The 16063-nt window shown below is 74.4% G+C and carries 13 protein-coding genes; 11 read left to right on the forward strand and 2 right to left on the reverse strand.

Annotated elements, in window-relative coordinates:
- Window positions 1–166 precede the first annotated feature (166 nt).
- Window positions 167–1087, forward strand: a complete 921-nt coding sequence (locus A8713_RS24890; protein WP_064535785.1) for a DUF3152 domain-containing protein — start codon at window positions 167–169, stop codon at window positions 1085–1087.
- On the opposite strand, the gene A8713_RS24895 is transcribed toward A8713_RS24890, so the two are convergent.
- Window positions 1060–2469: an MFS transporter gene (locus A8713_RS24895; RefSeq protein WP_064535786.1), complete on the reverse strand. Its 1410-nt coding sequence runs from the start codon at window positions 2467–2469 to the stop codon at window positions 1060–1062. The two genes, A8713_RS24890 and A8713_RS24895, sit on opposite strands and share 28 nt — an antisense overlap.
- A 265-nt stretch (window positions 2470–2734) precedes the next feature.
- On the opposite strand from A8713_RS24895, the gene helR reads away from it, so the two are divergent.
- The 9 genes from helR (at window position 2735) to argF (ending at window position 14382) form a co-directional block, all read left to right on the forward strand.
- Window positions 2735–4882: an RNA polymerase recycling motor ATPase HelR gene (gene helR / locus A8713_RS24900; protein WP_064535787.1), complete on the forward strand. Its 2148-nt coding sequence runs from the start codon at window positions 2735–2737 to the stop codon at window positions 4880–4882.
- 153 nt (window positions 4883–5035) lie between these two features.
- Entirely contained in the window at window positions 5036–5425 is a 390-nt protein-coding gene (locus A8713_RS24905) for a cell division protein SepF (protein WP_064535788.1), read from the forward strand.
- Window positions 5426–5580: 155 nt separating this feature from the next.
- On the forward strand, window positions 5581–5928 hold the full coding sequence (locus A8713_RS24910; RefSeq protein WP_064537700.1) for a nucleotide pyrophosphohydrolase: 348 nt from the start codon (window positions 5581–5583) through the stop codon (window positions 5926–5928).
- 169 nt (window positions 5929–6097) lie between these two features.
- Window positions 6098–6571 carry a DUF6099 family protein gene (locus A8713_RS24915; RefSeq protein ID WP_018564475.1) on the forward strand — a complete coding sequence of 158 codons (474 nt, stop codon included), beginning with the start codon at window positions 6098–6100 and terminating at the stop codon, window positions 6569–6571.
- 123 nt (window positions 6572–6694) lie between these two features.
- Window positions 6695–7612 (forward strand): LLM class F420-dependent oxidoreductase, encoded by a 918-nt coding sequence (locus A8713_RS24920; protein WP_064535789.1) that lies wholly within the window; start codon window positions 6695–6697, stop codon window positions 7610–7612.
- Between the two features lie 134 nt (window positions 7613–7746).
- Window positions 7747–9399 carry a 3' terminal RNA ribose 2'-O-methyltransferase Hen1 gene (locus A8713_RS24925; RefSeq protein ID WP_064535790.1) on the forward strand — a complete coding sequence of 551 codons (1653 nt, stop codon included), beginning with the start codon at window positions 7747–7749 and terminating at the stop codon, window positions 9397–9399.
- Window positions 9396–11972, forward strand: a complete 2577-nt coding sequence (locus A8713_RS24930; protein WP_064535791.1) for a polynucleotide kinase-phosphatase — start codon at window positions 9396–9398, stop codon at window positions 11970–11972. The genes A8713_RS24925 and A8713_RS24930 overlap by 4 nt, the downstream gene beginning before the upstream one ends.
- A 108-nt stretch (window positions 11973–12080) precedes the next feature.
- Window positions 12081–13307 (forward strand): arginine deiminase, encoded by a 1227-nt coding sequence (locus A8713_RS24935; protein ID WP_064535792.1) that lies wholly within the window; start codon window positions 12081–12083, stop codon window positions 13305–13307.
- 61 nt (window positions 13308–13368) lie between these two features.
- Window positions 13369–14382 carry an ornithine carbamoyltransferase gene (gene argF, locus A8713_RS24940; RefSeq protein WP_064535793.1) on the forward strand — a complete coding sequence of 338 codons (1014 nt, stop codon included), beginning with the start codon at window positions 13369–13371 and terminating at the stop codon, window positions 14380–14382.
- 48 nt (window positions 14383–14430) lie between these two features.
- Here argF and A8713_RS24945 read toward each other — a convergent pair whose 3' ends face one another.
- Window positions 14431–14904: an ATP-binding protein gene (locus tag A8713_RS24945; protein ID WP_237305449.1), complete on the reverse strand. Its 474-nt coding sequence runs from the start codon at window positions 14902–14904 to the stop codon at window positions 14431–14433.
- 331 nt (window positions 14905–15235) lie between these two features.
- On the opposite strand from A8713_RS24945, the gene A8713_RS24950 reads away from it, so the two are divergent.
- Window positions 15236–16063: an enoyl-CoA hydratase family protein gene (locus tag A8713_RS24950; RefSeq protein WP_064535794.1), complete on the forward strand. Its 828-nt coding sequence runs from the start codon at window positions 15236–15238 to the stop codon at window positions 16061–16063.

Consider the following 16063-nt stretch of genomic DNA (forward strand, 5'->3'; position numbering starts at 1 on the left):
AGTATGTGCGGGCCGCGGGCGGTGCCGGCCGCCGGGGCCGCCCGCGGCCGGAATCTGTTACCGAAGGATCATATGAAGACCCCGACGGCGCCCCGGAGAGCCGCCGTTACGTTTCCGTGACCTTTCGGTCCCGAGGGCATCACATGAGGTCATCAGCCTGTGCGCCATGCCCAGAACCACGCCCAGCCCGGACGCCGGCCCCGGCGCTGACGGCATCCGCAGCCGCCGCACCGCCCGTCGCGCCTCCCGCCGACGCACCCGCCACCGCCGCCGGGTGTACCTGCTCTGCGCGCTGGCCGCGGCCGGTTCGCTCGGCGCCGCGGCCCTGCTCGCCGGCGGCTCGGACGGCGCCGACCGCGCGTCGGCGGCCGGGAACGGCGCGACCTCGTCCGCGTCCGCCGGGAAGGGGCGTACGCAGGCGGCGGACACCGGACGGCACGCGGACGACCGGCCCGCCCCGTCCGGGAAGGCGACCGGCGGCGCGGGCGCGACACCGGGCGCGAGCGGCAAGGGCTCCGACCCGCACAAGACCGGCAACGGCGTCTTCCACACCGCGCACGCCACCGGCAAGCAGGCCGGCACGGGCACGCTCCGGCGGTACGAGGTCCAGGTCGAGGAGGGCACGGGCATCGCGCCCGACGAGGCGGCCCGCGAGATCGAGGGCATCCTCGCCGACCGGCGGGGCTGGACCGCCGACGGGCACGACGCCTTCCAGCTCGTCTCCCAGGGCCCCCTCGACTTCGTCGTGCGGATCGCCACGCCCGACACCGTGGACCGCCTCTGCGGCGCGGCCGGACTGCACACCCACGGCGAGGTCAACTGCGACGTGGGCAGCCAGGTGATCGTCAACCTCAAGCGCTGGAACCAGGGCTCGCCCGAGTTCCCGGGCCCCCTCCACGAGTACCGCGCCCTGATCGTCAACCACGAGGTGGGCCACCGCATCGGCCACGGCCACGAGGCGTGCCCGGGACCCGGGCGGCCCGCGCCCGCCATGATGCAGCAGATCGACGGGCTGCACGGGTGCGTCGCCAACGCCTGGCCCTACGACGCCAAGGGCCGCTACCTCAGCGGCCCGGCCGTGCCCTGAGCGCCGCCCTCCGGCCGCGCCGTCGGCCCCGGCGGCGGACCGGGCACGGCCGGACCGGGTACGGCCGTACCCAGGGCGACCTGCCCAGGAGCGGCAGGACCCAGCGTCGCGGTGCCGTCGTCATCGCGATCACCACGGCCAGCCCCGTCACCGTCGCCGGTACGGCGGGCCAGCCGCCGTACGTCCGGCACGCACAGCACGGCCAGGGTCAGCACCAGCACCAGCGCCGAGCACCCCCACAGCGCGGCCGGCCGGCCCACCGCGTCCTGCACCGGACCGGCCGCCGCCGTCGCCACCGGCACCAGCGCCAGCGATCCGAGCCAGTCGTAGGACGACACCCGCGAGAACTTCTCCTCCGGTATCTCCTGGTGCAGCGCGGACATCCACGCCACCGCGAACACCTCGACGCTCACCCCCGTCACGCACAGCACCGCCACCAGCACGGGCGTCGCCACCGGCACGGCCAGCGCGGCGGACGGCAGCGCCAGCGGCAGCACGCCCAGCACCCCCACCAGCAGCAGCCTGCGCGGTGCCCAGCGCGTCATCAGCAGCCCGCCCAGCAGCGTGCCCACCCCGAAGGCGGCCAGCGCGAGGCCCCACGGTCCCGCGCCGCCCAGCCGCTCCCGCGCGACCAGCGGCCCGTACACCGACTCGGCCGCCGCGACCACCGCGTTCACCACGGCGAACTGCGTCACGATCGACCACAGCCAGGGCCGCCCGGCCACCTCGCGCCACCCCTCGCGCAGATCCGCCAGGAGACCGGCGCCGCCCCGCCGCCCCGGCACGTCCCGCACGTCCAGGAAGGCCCGCAGCGCCGCCGCGACGGCGAAGGCCCCCGCGTCGGCCGCCAGCACCCAGCCCGGCCCGGTCGCGGCGGCCAGCGCCCCGCCCAGCGCGGTGCCGAGGATGCCCGCGCCGTTCACCCCCATCCGGAAGGCCGCGAAGGCGCGCCCGGACTCGCTGCCGGAGACGGTGGCCAGCACCATCCCCTCGGCGGCCGGGGAGAAGAACGCCTGGCCGGTGCCGCCCAGCGCGGCCAGCAGCGCCATCTGCCACACCTGCGCGGTGCCGGTCAGCACCAGGACGGCGAACAGGCCCTGCGAGGCGCAGTTGAGCGCGTTCGCCGCGACCATCACACGGTGCCGGGGCAGCCGGTCCGCCAGCGCCCCGCCGATCAGCACGAACAGCACCAGCGGCACGGTCCGCGCCGCCGCGACCAGCCCCACGTCGGTCGCCGAGCCGCCGGCCGCCAGCACCGCGAAGGCCCCCGCGACCAGCGCCCCGGAACTGCCGAGACCCGAGACGACGGCGGCGGCGGTGAGCAGCGTGTAGTTGCGCCCGGCCCAGGAGGGACGACGAACAGGGTTTCGACGGGGGATCACCCACGGAGTATCCCTGGTGCGTCGTGTCCCCGGTGCGTCCGGGAAGCCCGCGGCGCGGGGGAGGCGGCGGGAGGACCGACCCACTCCTCGCCACTCTCAACGTATAGCGCACCGGGGGGCTTGCGGCAAGGCCCCCCTTGCCCCGCAGAATGTCCGGCCGAAGCCCATGACCTGCGAAAACGCCGGACTGCCTCGGCGCGCCGGCCGCCCGTGGGACGCATGGCACCGCACCCCCGCACACCCGAGGAACGGGAGCCCCCAGGCCGTGAACCCTCTCACCACGCACGCCTTCGACCTCCCCGAGCGGCTGGCCGCCAAGGCCGACCCCGCGCTGATCGCCGCCGACGAGCGGCACTTCGCGGCCGTCGCCCGGTGCCTGGAGCGGTCCGTCGCCGAACTCACCGCGCGCCTCGACGCCGAACGCCGGGCCCCCGGCGGCCTCGGCCGGCAGGCGATGGACCGGGACGCGGAGGTCCACCGGCTGACCGCCCGGCTGCGCACCCTGCGCCGCTTCGGACTCGACCTGTGCCTGGGCCGCATGGTCGGCGCCGACGGCACCGGACCGGTCTACGTCGGACGGCTCGGCCTCACCGACGGCTCGGGCGCCCGGCTGCTGGTCGACTGGCGCTCACCGGCCGCCGAGCCGTTCTTCGGCGCCACCCACGCCGACCCGATGGGGCTGGCCGGCCGCCGCAGGTACCGCTGGACCGGCGGCCGGATCAGCGATTACTGGGACGAGGTGTTCGCCGAGGACGCCCTCGCCGGACACGCCGCGCTCGACGACCGGTCCGCCTTCATCGCCGGTCTCGGCGCCACCCGCTCCCCGCGCATGCGGGACGTGCTCGCCACCATCCAGGCCGACCAGGACGCCGTCATCCGCGCGGGCTCCCGCGGCGCCCTCGTCGTCGACGGCGGCCCCGGGACCGGCAAGACCGTCGTCGCGCTGCACCGCTCCGCCTACCTGCTGTACTCCGACCCGCGCCTCGGGCACCGCAGGGGCGGCGTGCTGTTCGTCGGGCCGCACCAGCCCTACCTGGGCCATGTCGCCGACGTCCTGGCCGGCCTCGGCGAGGAGGGCGTGCGGACCTGCACCCTGCGCGACCTCGTCCCCGAGGGCGCCGGCGCGGGCCCCGAGACCGACCCGGAGGCGGCCCGGCTGAAGTCCTCGGCCGGCCTGGTGCGCGCGATCGAGACGGCCGTACGGTTCTACGAGGAGCCGCCCACCGAGGCGATGACGGTCTCCACCCCCTGGTCCGACATCCCGCTCGGCCCGGACGACTGGGCCGTCGCCTTCGAGTCGGCCGGACCCGGCGCCCCGCACAACGAGGCCCGCGACCAGGTCTGGGAGGAACTGCTCACCGTCCTGGCCGACAAGCACGACGGGGACACCGCCCCCGAGACGCTGCGCGCCGCCCTGGGGCGCGACCGGGACCTGCGCACGGCCTTCGACCGCGCCTGGCCGCTGATCGAGGCGGCCGACCTGGTGGGGGACCTGTGGTCGGTGCCCGCCTATCTGCGGCTGTGCGCGCCCTGGCTCGAACCGCGGGACGTACGGCGGCTGCAGCGCGCCGACCCCCGGGCGTGGACCGTGTCCGACCTGCCGCTGCTCGACGCGGCCCGGCAGCGGCTCGGCGACCCGGAGGCGTCCCGGCGCGGGCGGCGGCAGCGGGCCGCCGCCGCGGCCGAGCGCGAGCGGATGGCCGGTGTGATCGAACACGTCCTGGCGGCCGACGCCGACGGCGAGGGCGCGGTGGCGATGCTGCGCGGCCAGGACCTGCGGGACGCGCTCGCCGACGAGGACGCGCTGCCCGGCGCCGAACCCGACCGGCTCGCCGGGCCGTTCGCGCACATCGTCGTGGACGAGGCCCAGGAACTGACCGACGCCGAGTGGCAGATGCTGCTGGTGCGGTGCCCGTCGCGGAGCTTCACCGTCGTCGGGGACCGCGCCCAGGCCCCGCAGGGCTTCCCCGAGTCCTGGCACGAACGGCTCCGGCGGGTCGGGTTCGACCGGATCGACCTGGCCTCCCTGAGCGTCAACTACCGCACCCCGCGGGAGATCATGGAGGAGGCCGAGCCGGTCATCCGGGCCGTCCTGCCGGACGCCGGAGTGCCGGTCTCCGTGCGGGACGCCGGCGTCCCGGTCGGCCACGGCTCCCGCGCGGACCTCGGCCCGGTCCTCGACGCCTGGCTCGCCGAGCACGCCGAGGGGACCGCGTGCGTCATCGGCGACCCGTCCTTCCGGCCGCGCCCCCGGGTGCGGTCGCTGTCCCCGCGGCTGGCCAAGGGACTGGAGTTCGACCTGGTCGTCCTCGTCGGCCCGGAGGGCTTCGGCACCGGCGTCGCGGGCGCCGTCGACCGCTATGTCGCCATGACCCGGGCGACCCGGCAGCTCGTCGTCCTCACCGGCGACTGAGGCCCCCGGAGAACCCGCCGCCGCGCCCCGGGTCCGGCACCGGGTCCGGCACCGGGTCTGGCACCGGCCGTGTCGCAGTTGGGCCGAACAGGTGACATGGCGTAAGAATTGGCCAGTGCAGGCGATGAGTGCGAGTCAGGTCGGGGGGAGCCGGTGAACAGCCACGACGTCACCGATGAACAGTGGGAGGGGCTCGCCCAGGTCGTTCCGTTGCGCGGACGGGACTCCTGGCCGTCCGCGGTGGACCACCGCTCCCTCCCGGAGGCGGACACCGAGATGCGCCGCCGGTTCGTCGTCCTCAGGGTCAATGTGTTCGCGGACGCCCGTGACGTGGCCGAGACGCTGATGGCGGGGGTGCCGGTCCTGCTGGACCTCACCGGAGCCGAGGGCGAGGTGGCCAAGCGGGTCCTGGACTTCAGCACCGGCGTCGTCTTCGGCCTGGGCAGCGGGATGCACCGGGTCGACCGCAATGTGTTCCTCCTCACCCCGCCGGGCACCGAGGTGAGCGGACTCATGCAGGGGGCGGCCGTCCCGGGCGTGTGAACGGGGCCGGGGCCCGCCGGGACGGCACGGGTGACAGACCTGATGACACGGGTGATAGACCTGGTGAGGTGACCGAGCACCCCGACCCCTCCGCACAGCCGAGCCCCGCCCCCGCCCCCGCCGGTGCCGCCCCGGCCACCGGGTCCGGCCCCGAGCTGGCCGGACTCCAACGGCGGCTCGCCGAGTTCGCCGCCGCGCGGGACTGGCAGCCGTACCACACCCCGAAGAACCTGGCCGCCGCGCTCAGCGTCGAGGCGTCCGAACTGGTCGAGATCTTCCAGTGGCTGACGCCGGAGGAGTCGGCGCGCGTCATGGACGACCCGGAGACCGCGCACCGCGTGCGGGACGAGGTCGCGGACGTCCTCGCGTATCTGCTCCAGTTCTGCGAGGTGCTCGGTGTCGATCCGCTGACGGCGCTCGCCGCGAAGATCGACCGCAACGAACACCGGTTCCCGGCGCGGCGCACGGACACCGGGAGCACGGGGGAAAACAGCCGGAGTTGAGCATTCCGGTATTACTCTCCGGAGTCGTTCACTCGGTCGAAATCGATTTGTTGTCCAGAGATTTCCGTCTTCCTCTGGCTTTTTGTGCCAGGCGCCTTCACTCTGGGTAGTGAACAAGGGAGTTCGGGCAGACGTGCGGTGAGTACGTCGGAGGAAGCGGGGGCAGCGCATGGACGCGATGCGGCTCATCCTGGCGAGCAGGCGTGCGCTGGCGGGCAGCGGCGAGGCCCCCGCCATCCTGGCGGAGGTGTGGCAGGCGCAGGCCCTGGCCCAGGCGGTCGGCAGCCGCATCGCGGTCACCGGTCCGCCCGAGCTGCGGGGCGAGGCCCTGGGACTGACCGAGCTGGCGGGCCGGGGCTGCGGGGTGCTGGACGCCCCGGACCTCGACCCGGGCGCCTCGCGGGCCGCCCAGCTCACCGAACTGGCCGACGAGCGCCGGGTGCTGCTGTGCCTGGGCGGGCTGCTCGGCGAGGTCGGGATAGCCCTGGTCGGTATAGCCAGCTCGGCCGCCGACGAGCGGACGTACTGGCAGTGCATGGAGGCCATCGACGCGGCCGACGAGTCCCGCGACCGGGTCCGCGAGATGCTGCGCAAGCTGGCCGCCCGCGAGGAGGCGGTCCTCCCGGAGCGCGAGGCGGGCTGAGCGCCCGAGCGCCGGTCCTTCACCCGTGGTCCTTCACCCGTCCGGCGCCGGACGGACGGCGCGTCCGGGGCGGGCGGCGGGGTCGGCGGGCCCGCCGGGGGGCCGGACGTGCAGGATGGGACCATGGATCTGCGCATCTTCACCGAGCCCCAGCAGGGGGCTTCCTACGACACCCTGCTCACCGTCGCCAAGGCCACCGAGGACCTCGGGTTCGACGCCTTCTTCCGCTCCGACCACTACCTCCGCATGGGCGGCGGCGACGGCCTGCCCGGACCCACCGACGCCTGGATCACCCTCGCCGGGATCGCCCGCGAGACCAGCCGCATCCGCCTGGGCACGCTGATGACCGCCGCCACCTTCCGCCTCCCCGGCGTCCTCGCCATCCAGGTCGCCCAGGTCGACCAGATGTCCGGCGGCCGGGTCGAGCTGGGCCTGGGCGCGGGCTGGTTCGAGGAGGAGCACAAGGCGTACGGCATCCCCTTCCCGAAGGACAAGTTCGCCCGCCTGGAGGAGCAGCTCGCCGTCGTCACCGGCCTGTGGGCCACCGAGACCGGCAAGACCTTCGACTTCCAGGGCGAGCACTACCAGCTGACCGGGTCGCCCGCGCTGCCCAAGCCCGCGCAGGCGAAGATCCCCGTCCTCATCGGCGGGCACGGCGCGGTCCGCACCCCGCGGCTGGCCGCCCGGTACGCCGACGAGTTCAACATCCCCTTCGCCTCCGTCGAGGACAGCGAGCGGCAGTTCGGCCGGGTGCGCACCGCCGCGCGGGCGGCCGGCCGCGACGCCATCACGTACTCCAGCGCCCTCGTCGTCTGCGTCGGCCGCGACGACCAGGAGGTCGCCCGCCGCGCCGCCGCGATCGGCCGCGAGGTGGACGAGCTGAAGGCCAACGGCCTGGCCGGCTCCCCGGCCGAGGTGGTCGACAAGATCGGCCGCTACGCCGAGATCGGCGCGAGCCGCCTCTACCTCCAGCTGCTCGACCTCTCCGATCTGGACCACCTGGAGCTGATCTCCTCCCAGGTCCAGGCGCAGTTGGCGTGAATTAAAGGCGGGCGCGGGTCCGCCGCCCTGTGCCAAGGTGGAGGCACCGTCCTGCCGGGCCCCCGGGATCTGCGTCCCGGGGGCCCGCGCACGCCCGGCACCCATCCACCCGACCGGCCGGAGAGGCCACCGCCATGTTCCTGACCGTCAGCACCACCGGCACACCCGAACGCCCCGCCACCGACCTGGGCCATCTGCTGCACAAGCATCCCGGCAAGGCGCAGGCGTTCTCCACCTCCTTCGGCACCGCGCACGTCCTCTACCCCGAGGCGGACGACGAACGCTGCACGGCGGCGCTGCTGCTGGAGGTCGACGCGGTGGCGCTGGTGCGGCGGAGCAAGGGCAGGGGCGGCCGCGGCGGCGCACCCGACGCCGCGCTCGCGCAGTACGTCAACGACCGCCCCTACGCGGCCTCCTCGCTGCTCGCCGTGGCGCTGAGCGCGGTGTTCTCCAGCGCGCTGCGCGGTGTGTGCCGCGCCCGGCCCGAACTGCCGGGACAGCCACGCCCGTTGCGCATCGAGATACCGGCCCTGCCCGCGCGCGGCGGAGCGGCCCTGGTGCAGCGGCTGTTCGCCCCGCTCGGCTGGACGGTGACGGCCGACGCCGTACCGCTGGACACCCGGTTCCCGCAGTGGGGCGACTCCCGCTATGTGCGCCTGGTGCTGGAGTCGGACACCGTCACCCTCGCCGAGGCCCTGCGCCACCTGTATGTGCTGCTGCCCGTCCTCGACGACGCCAAGCACTACTGGGTCGCCCCCGACGAGGTCGACAAGCTGCTGCGGGCGGGCGAGGGCTGGCTGCCCGCGCACCCGGAGCAGCACCTGATCACCAGCCGCTACCTCAGCCGCCGCTGGTCGCTGACCCGGCAGGCCAGGGAGCGGCTGGAACTGGCGCGGCTGGCCGAGTCGGACGACAGCGCCGTCGAGGAGATCGACAACGCGGTGGCGGCCGACACCGACACCGAGCCCCCTACCGACACCGGCACCGGCACCGGAGTGGGCGACGGGACCGAAGCCGGTCCCGGGACCGGCGCCGACGGCGGGCCGGGCGCCGACACGGAGACCGGAGCCGGTACCGGGGAGCGGTCCGTCCCGCTCGCCGTCCAGCGGCGCGAGGCGATCCTCGCCGAGCTGGCCGCGGCGGGCGCCGCCCGGGTGCTCGACCTCGGCTGCGGCCAGGGCCAGTTGGTGCAGGCGCTGCTCAAGGACGTCCGCTACACCGAGATCGTCGGCGTCGATGTGTCGGTGCGGGCGCTCACCATCGCCGCCCGGCGCCTCAGGCTGGACCGGATGGGGGAGCGGCAGGCCGCGCGCGTCACGCTCCGGCAGGGCTCGCTCGTCTACACCGACAAGCAGCTCAAGGGGTACGACGCGGCCGTGCTCAGCGAGGTGGTCGAACACCTCGACCTGCCCCGGCTGCCCGCCCTGGAGTACGCGGTGTTCGGCGCCGCCCGGCCCCGTACGGTCCTGGTCACCACGCCGAACGTCGAGTACAACGTCCGCTGGGAGACGCTGCCCGCCGGGCACGTCCGGCACGGCGACCACCGCTTCGAGTGGACCCGGGAGCAGTTCCGCACCTGGGCGGGGGAGGTCGCGGCCCGGCACGGCTACACCGTCGGGTTCCGGCCCGTCGGCCCCGACGACCCCGAGGTGGGCCCGCCCACCCAGATGGCCGTGTTCACCCTCGCGTCCGGCGAGCGGCCCCACGAGCCCCGCGGGACCCGCGAGCAGCACGAGCAGCACGAGCGGCACGAGAAGACCGACGAGAAGGAGGCGAAGGCGGCATGACCGGCACACCGGAGAACGAGCACGAGAACGAGACCAGCGGCACCACGCGGGGACGCGTGCTGCCCGTCACCGACCTCTCCCTCGTCGTCCTCGTCGGCGCCACCGGCTCGGGCAAGTCCACCTTCGCGCGCCGCCACTTCAAGCCCACCGAGGTCCTCTCCTCGGACTTCTGCCGGGGCCTGGTCAGCGACGACGAGAACGACCAGAGCGCCAGCCGCGACGCCTTCGACGTCCTGCACTACATCGCGGGCAAGCGGCTCGCAGCGGGCCGCCGGACCGTCGTCGACGCCACCAGCGTGCAGCAGGACGCCCGGCGGCAGCTGATCGACCTGGCCAGGCGGCACGACGTGCTGCCGATCGCCATCGTCCTGGACCTGCCCGAGGAGGTCTGCGCCGCGCGCAACGCGGCCCGCGCCGACCGGGCCGGGCTGCCCCGCCGGGTCGTCCAGCGGCACATCCGCGAACTGCGCCGCTCGCTGCGCCACCTGGAGCGCGAGGGCTTCCGCAAGGTGCACGTGCTGCGCGGCGAGGAGGAGGCCGAGCACGCCACCGTCGTCACCGAGAAGCGCTTCAACGACCTCACCCACCTCACCGGCCCCTTCGACATCATCGGTGACGTGCACGGCTGCGCCGCCGAACTGGAGGCCCTGCTCGGCAAGCTGGGCTACACCGACGGCGTCCACCCCGAGGGCCGCACCGCGGTCTTCGTCGGCGACCTCGTCGACCGCGGCCCCGACTCGCCCGCCGTGCTGCGCCGCGTGATGGGCATGGTGAAGTCCGGCACCGCGCTGTGCGTCCCGGGCAACCACGAGAACAAGTTCGGCCGCCACCTCAAGGGCCGCACCGTCCAGCACACCCACGGACTGGCCGAGACGGTCGCGCAGATGGAGCGGGAGAGCGAGGAGTTCCGCGCGGAGGTACGGGAGTTCATCGACGGCCTGGTCAGCCACTACGTGCTCGACGGCGGCCGGCTGGTGGTCTGCCACGCCGGGCTGCCCGAGAAGTACCACGGCCGCACCTCCGGCCGGGTCCGCTCGCACGCCCTGTACGGCGAGACCACCGGCGAGACCGACGAGTTCGGCCTGCCGGTGCGCTACCCGTGGGCGGAGGACTACCGTGGCTCGGCGGCCGTCGTCTACGGCCACACCCCCGTCCCGGAGGCCACCTGGCTCAACAACACCCTGTGCCTGGACACCGGCGCCGTGTTCGGCGGCAGGCTGACCGCGCTGCGCTGGCCGGAGCGCGAGCTGGTCGACGTACCGGCCGAGCGGGTCTGGTACGAGCCGGTCAGACCGCTGCGCTCCGAGGCGCCCGGCGGGCACGACGGGCGTCCGCTGGACCTCGGCGACGTGCAGGGCCGGCGTGGCGTGGAGACCCGGCACACCGGCCGGGTGGCCGTCCGCGAGGAGAACGCGGCGGCGGCCCTGGAGGTGATGAGCCGCTTCGCCGTCGACCCGCGGCTGCTGCCCTACCTGCCGCCCACCATGGCGCCGACCGCCACCTCGCGCGAGGACGGCTACCTGGAGCACCCGGCCGAGGCGTTCGCCCAGTACCGGGAGGACGGCGTGGCGCGGGTGGTGTGCGAGGAGAAGCACATGGGCTCGCGGGCGGTGGCCCTGGTGTGCCGGGACGCCGGCGCGGCACGCGAGCGCTTCGGCGTGGACGGCCCCACGGGCGCCCTCTACACCCGTACCGGCCGACCGTTCTTCGACGACCCGGCGGTCACCGAGGAGATCCTCGGCCGGCTGCGCACGGCGGCCGGCGACGCCGGGCTGTGGAGCGAGCTGGACACCGACTGGCTGCTCCTGGACGCCGAGCTGATGCCGTGGTCGCTGAAGGCGTCCGGTCTGCTGCGCTCGCAGTACGCGGCGGTCGGCGCGGCCGCCGGTGCCGCCTTCCCCGGGGCGCTGGCCGCGCTGGAGGGCGCCGCGGCCCGGGGCGTCGACGTCGCCGGTCTGCTGGAGCGCCAGCGCGGGCGGGCCGAGGACGCCGCCGCGTTCACCGCCGCCTACCGCCGCTACTGCTGGCCCACCGAGGGTCTGGAGGGCGTCCGCCTGGCGCCGTTCCAGCTCCTGGCCGTGCGGGGCCGCAGCCTGGCCGCGCTGCCGCACGACGAGCAGCTCGCGCTGGTGGACCGGCTCGTGGAGCACGACACCAGCGGGCTGCTCCAGGTCACCCGCCGCCTGTACGTCGACACCGCCGACCCCGAGTCGGTGCGCGCCGGAGTCGACTGGTGGCTGGAGATGACCGGACGCGGCGGCGAGGGCATGGTCGTCAAGCCGCTCGGCGCGCTGGTGCGCACCCCGGAGGGCCGGCTGGTCCAGCCGGGCGTCAAGTGCCGCGGCCGGGAGTACCTGCGGATCATCTACGGCCCCGAGTACACCCGCCCGGACAACCTCGCCAGGCTGCGGCAGCGCTTCCTCCACCACAAGCGCTCGCTGGCGATCCGCGAGTACGCCCTCGGTCTCGAGGCCCTGGACCGGCTGGCGGACGGTGAACCGCTGTGGCGGGTGCACGAGGCGGTGTTCGCGGTGCTCGCCCTGGAGTCGGAGCCGGTGGACCCCCGGCTCTGACCGGACCCGGCCGGGACCGGGCCGCGCACACGCGGCCCGAACCGGGGAGTGCGGCGGAATCGGCGGAGCAGGGGGGTGAAGCCGCCCGGCAGTGGTCAGGATGGAGGCATGGGATTCCATGTCGACTCCGAGGCCGGGCGGCTGCGCCGCGTCATCCTGCACCGCCCGGACCTGGAGCTCAAGAGGCTCACGCCCAGCAACAAGGACGCCCTTCTCTTCGACGACGTGCTGTGGGTGCGCCGGGCGCGCGCCGAGCACGACGGGTTCGCCGACGTGCTGCGCGACCGCGGGGTCGCCGTGCACCTCTTCGGCGAGCTGCTGACCGAGACGATGGCGATCGCCCCGGCCCGGTCGCTGGTCCTGGACCGCGTCTTCGACGAGAAGGAGTACGGCCCGCTCGCCACCGACCACCTGCGGGCCGCGTTCGAGACGCTGGACGCGCGGGAACTGGCCGAGGCGCTGGTCGGCGGCATGACCAAGAGGGAGTTCCTGGCCGGGCACGCCGAGCCCGCCTCCGTGCGGTTCCACGTCATGGACCTGGACGACTTCCTCCTCGATCCGCTGCCCAACCACCTCTTCACCCGCGACACCTCCGCCTGGATCTACGACGGCGTCTCCATCAACGCCATGCGGCTGCCCGCCCGGCAGCGCGAGACCGTGCACTTCGAGGCGATCTACCGCCACCACCCGCTCTTCGCCGACGAGGCGTTCCACCTGTGGTCGCAGGGACAGGCCGACTACCCGTCCACCATCGAGGGCGGGGACGTGCTGGTCATCGGCAACGGCGCGGTGCTCATCGGGATGAGCGAGCGGACCACCCCGCAGGCCGTGGAGATGCTGGCGCACAAGCTGTTCGCCGCCGGTTCGGCGCGCACCATCGTGGCGCTCGACATGCCCAAGCGGCGCGCGTTCATGCACCTGGACACGGTGATGACCATGATCGGCGCGGACACCTTCACCCAGTACGCCGGGCTCGGCATGCTCCGCTCGTACACCATCGAGCCGGGCGTGGGCGACAAGGAGCTGAAGGTCACCGACCATCCGCCCGAGCACATGCACCGGGCGATCGCCGCCGCGCTCGGACTGGACGGGATCCGGGTGCTGACCGCCACCCAGGACGTGCACGCGGCCGAGCGCGAGCAGTGGGACGACGGCTGCAACGTGCTCGCGGTGGAGCCGGGCGTGGTCGTCGCCTACGAGCGCAACGCCACCACCAACACCCATCTGCGCAAACAGGGGATCGAGGTGATCGAGATCCCCGGCAGCGAGCTGGGGCGGGGCCGGGGCGGGCCGCGCTGCATGAGCTGCCCCGTGGAGCGGGATCCCGTCGCATAGAAATTCTGAGCCTCGTATAGAATTCCAACAGTCCCTGTCCCTCATCTGTTGGAGCGCCCCCATGGCGACAGTCCCGACCGCCCTCGCCGGCCGCCACTTCCTCAAGGAGCTGGACCTCACCGGGGAGGAGTTCCGCGGTCTGATCGAGCTGGCCGCCGAGCTGAAGGCGGCCAAGAAGGCCGGGACGGAGACGCGCCACCTCACCGGGCGGAACATCGCGCTGATCTTCGAGAAGACCTCGACCCGCACCCGCTGCGCGTTCGAGGTCGCCGCCGCCGACCAGGGCGCCTCGACCACGTATCTCGACTCGTCCGGGTCGCAGATCGGGCACAAGGAGTCCCTGAAGGACACCGCCCGGGTGCTCGGCCGGATGTTCGACGCGATCGAGTTCCGCGGGGACAGCCAGGCGGCCGTCGAGGAACTGGCCGCGCACGCCGGTGTGCCCGTCTACAACGGGCTCACCGACGACTGGCACCCCACCCAGATGCTCGCCGACGTGCTCACCATGACCGAGCACAGTGCCCGGCCGCTCACCGAGACCGCCTTCGCCTACCTCGGCGACGCCCGCTTCAACATGGGCAACTCCTATCTGGTCACCGGCGCCCTGCTCGGCATGGACGTCCGGCTCGTCGCCCCCAAGACGTACTGGCCCGCTCAGGACGTCGTCGACCGGGCGCGCGAGCTGGCCGCCGCCAGCGGGGCCCGGATCACCCTCACCGAGTCCGTGGAGGAGGGCGTGCGCGGCGCCGGCTTCGTCGCCACCGACGTCTGGGTCTCCATGGGCGAGCCCAAGGACGTCTGGGCCGAGCGCATCGAGGCGCTGGGCCCGTACGCGGTGACCATGGACGTGCTGCGCGCCACCGGCGAGCCGGACGTGAAGTTCCTGCACTGCCTGCCCGCCTTCCACGACCTCGGCACCGCGGTCGGCCGGGAGATCCACGAGCGGTACGGGCTGCGCTCGCTGGAGGTCACCGACGAGGTCTTCGAGTCGGCGCACTCGGTCGTCTTCGACGAGGCCGAGAACCGCCTGCACACCATCAAGGCGGTCCTGGTCGCCACCCTGGCGCGCGGCTGACCCCCGCCCGGCCGGTCCCCCCGGTCTCTCTGGTCTCCCCGGCGCCGCTCACGCGGGGCGCGGCTCCCGGGGCGGCGCGGCCAGCCGGAACCACACCGCCTTGCCCGACGCGGTCGGCCGGTGCCCGCAGGACGAGCTGAGCGCCCGGATCAGCAGCAGACCGCGCCCGTCCTCCCGCCACGGATCGGGCGGGGCGAGACCGGGCCGGGTCAGGGCGCCCGGCGGCGCCGGATCCGGGTCGCGCACCTCCACCCGGCAGCCGCCCGGCTCCAGCTCCAGCAGCAGCTCTATCGGGCCGCCGCCCGCGGTGTGCTCAACGGCGTTGGCGACCAGTTCGGCCGTGAGCAGCTCCGCGGTGTCGCTGTCGGCCGTGTGCTCCCGTTCGGCCAGCGCCGTACGGACCAGGGCGCGGGCCACCGGGACGGCGGCGGCCGAGTGCGGCAGCGCGATGCGCCAGGCGGAGGCGGGGGGCTCGTGCAACGTGTGTCCGTTCATGACGCAGGCCGCACCGGTGGTCACCATCAGGCTGTCCTGCTCTCGACGAGGGAATGGTACGGGGGCCGTCGGCGGCGGCTCTCGGTGCCCTCCGTGCCGGGATCCGGGCCCCGGCACGGAGGGCACTACCCCTGGGAACGCCTCTCCCGCCCGGCGCCCTCCCGCCGTTACCGCCCCATCGAGGAGCTGTGACGAAGCCCCGGACGGCGGCCACATTGTCACAGGCTCTATCGCGCCCTCGTGACGACAGTCACGGATGAGTGATAGCTTCGGAGCGAGCGCCGGGCGCGGCACCACCGGCGCCGGACGACCCGGACGCCCTGGACGAAACGGACAGCCGCCGAGGAGGCCGTACGTCATGAGTCCCTTCACCGGTTCCGCCGCCCGCACCTCCGCGTGGCGCCATCTGCGCGTGGTGCTGGACGACGGCGTCGCCACGGTCACCCTGGCCCGCCCCGACAAGCTCAACGCCCTCACCTTCGGCGCCTACGCCGACCTGCGCGACCTGCTCGCCGAGCTGTCCCGGGAGCGGGCCGTGCGCGCCCTGGTGCTGGCCGGGGAGGGGCGCGGCTTCTGCTCGGGCGGCGACGTCGACGAGATCATCGGCGCCACCCTGGCCATGGACACCGCCGAACTGCTCGACTTCAACCGGATGACCGGCCAGGTGGTCCGCGCCGTGCGCGAATGCCCGTTCCCGGTGGTCGCGGCCGTGCACGGTGTCGCGGCGGGCGCCGGGGCCGTGCTGGCGCTGGCCGCCGACTTCCGCGTCGCCGACCCCAGCGCCCGCTTCGCCTTCCTGTTCACCCGCGTCGGCCTGTCCGGCGGCGACATGGGCGCCGCCTATCTGCTGCCCCGCGTGGTCGGCCTCGGCCACGCCACCCGGCTGCTGATGCTCGGCGGGCCGGTCCGCGCCCCCGAGGCCGAACGCATCGGCCTGATCAGCGAGTTGACCGAGGAAGGGCGTGCCGACGAGGCGGCCGGTGCCCTGGCCCGCCGGCTCGCCGACGGCCCCGCCCTCGCCCACGCCCAGACCAAGGCCCTGCTCACGGCCGAACTGGACATGCCGCTGTCGGCCGCCGTGGAGCTGGACGCCGCCACCCAGGCCCTGCTGATGAACGGCGCGGACTACGCCGAGTTCCACGCCGCCTTCACCGAGAAGCGCCCGCCGAAGTGGCAGGGGAGGTGA

This window comes from Streptomyces sp. SAT1 (assembly GCF_001654495.1).
GTDB classification, from domain to species: domain Bacteria; phylum Actinomycetota; class Actinomycetes; order Streptomycetales; family Streptomycetaceae; genus Streptomyces; species Streptomyces andamanensis.

Excerpts from the sequence above, each read along its gene's own strand:
- A8713_RS24890 (WP_064535785.1), top strand. The coding sequence starts at position 167 with ATGCCCAGAACCACGCCCAGCCCGGACGCCGGCCCCGGCGCTGACGGC.
- A8713_RS24915 (WP_018564475.1), top strand. The coding sequence starts at position 6,098 with ATGGACGCGATGCGGCTCATCCTGGCGAGCAGGCGTGCGCTGGCGGGC.
- A8713_RS24920 (WP_064535789.1), top strand. The coding sequence starts at position 6,695 with ATGGATCTGCGCATCTTCACCGAGCCCCAGCAGGGGGCTTCCTACGAC.
- A8713_RS24925 (WP_064535790.1), top strand. The coding sequence starts at position 7,747 with ATGTTCCTGACCGTCAGCACCACCGGCACACCCGAACGCCCCGCCACC.
- A8713_RS24930 (WP_064535791.1), top strand. The coding sequence starts at position 9,396 with ATGACCGGCACACCGGAGAACGAGCACGAGAACGAGACCAGCGGCACC.
- A8713_RS24935 (WP_064535792.1), top strand. The coding sequence starts at position 12,081 with ATGGGATTCCATGTCGACTCCGAGGCCGGGCGGCTGCGCCGCGTCATC.
- argF (WP_064535793.1), top strand. The coding sequence starts at position 13,369 with ATGGCGACAGTCCCGACCGCCCTCGCCGGCCGCCACTTCCTCAAGGAG.
- A8713_RS24945 (WP_237305449.1), bottom strand. The coding sequence starts at position 14,904 with ATGGTGACCACCGGTGCGGCCTGCGTCATGAACGGACACACGTTGCAC.
- A8713_RS24950 (WP_064535794.1), top strand. The coding sequence starts at position 15,236 with ATGAGTCCCTTCACCGGTTCCGCCGCCCGCACCTCCGCGTGGCGCCAT.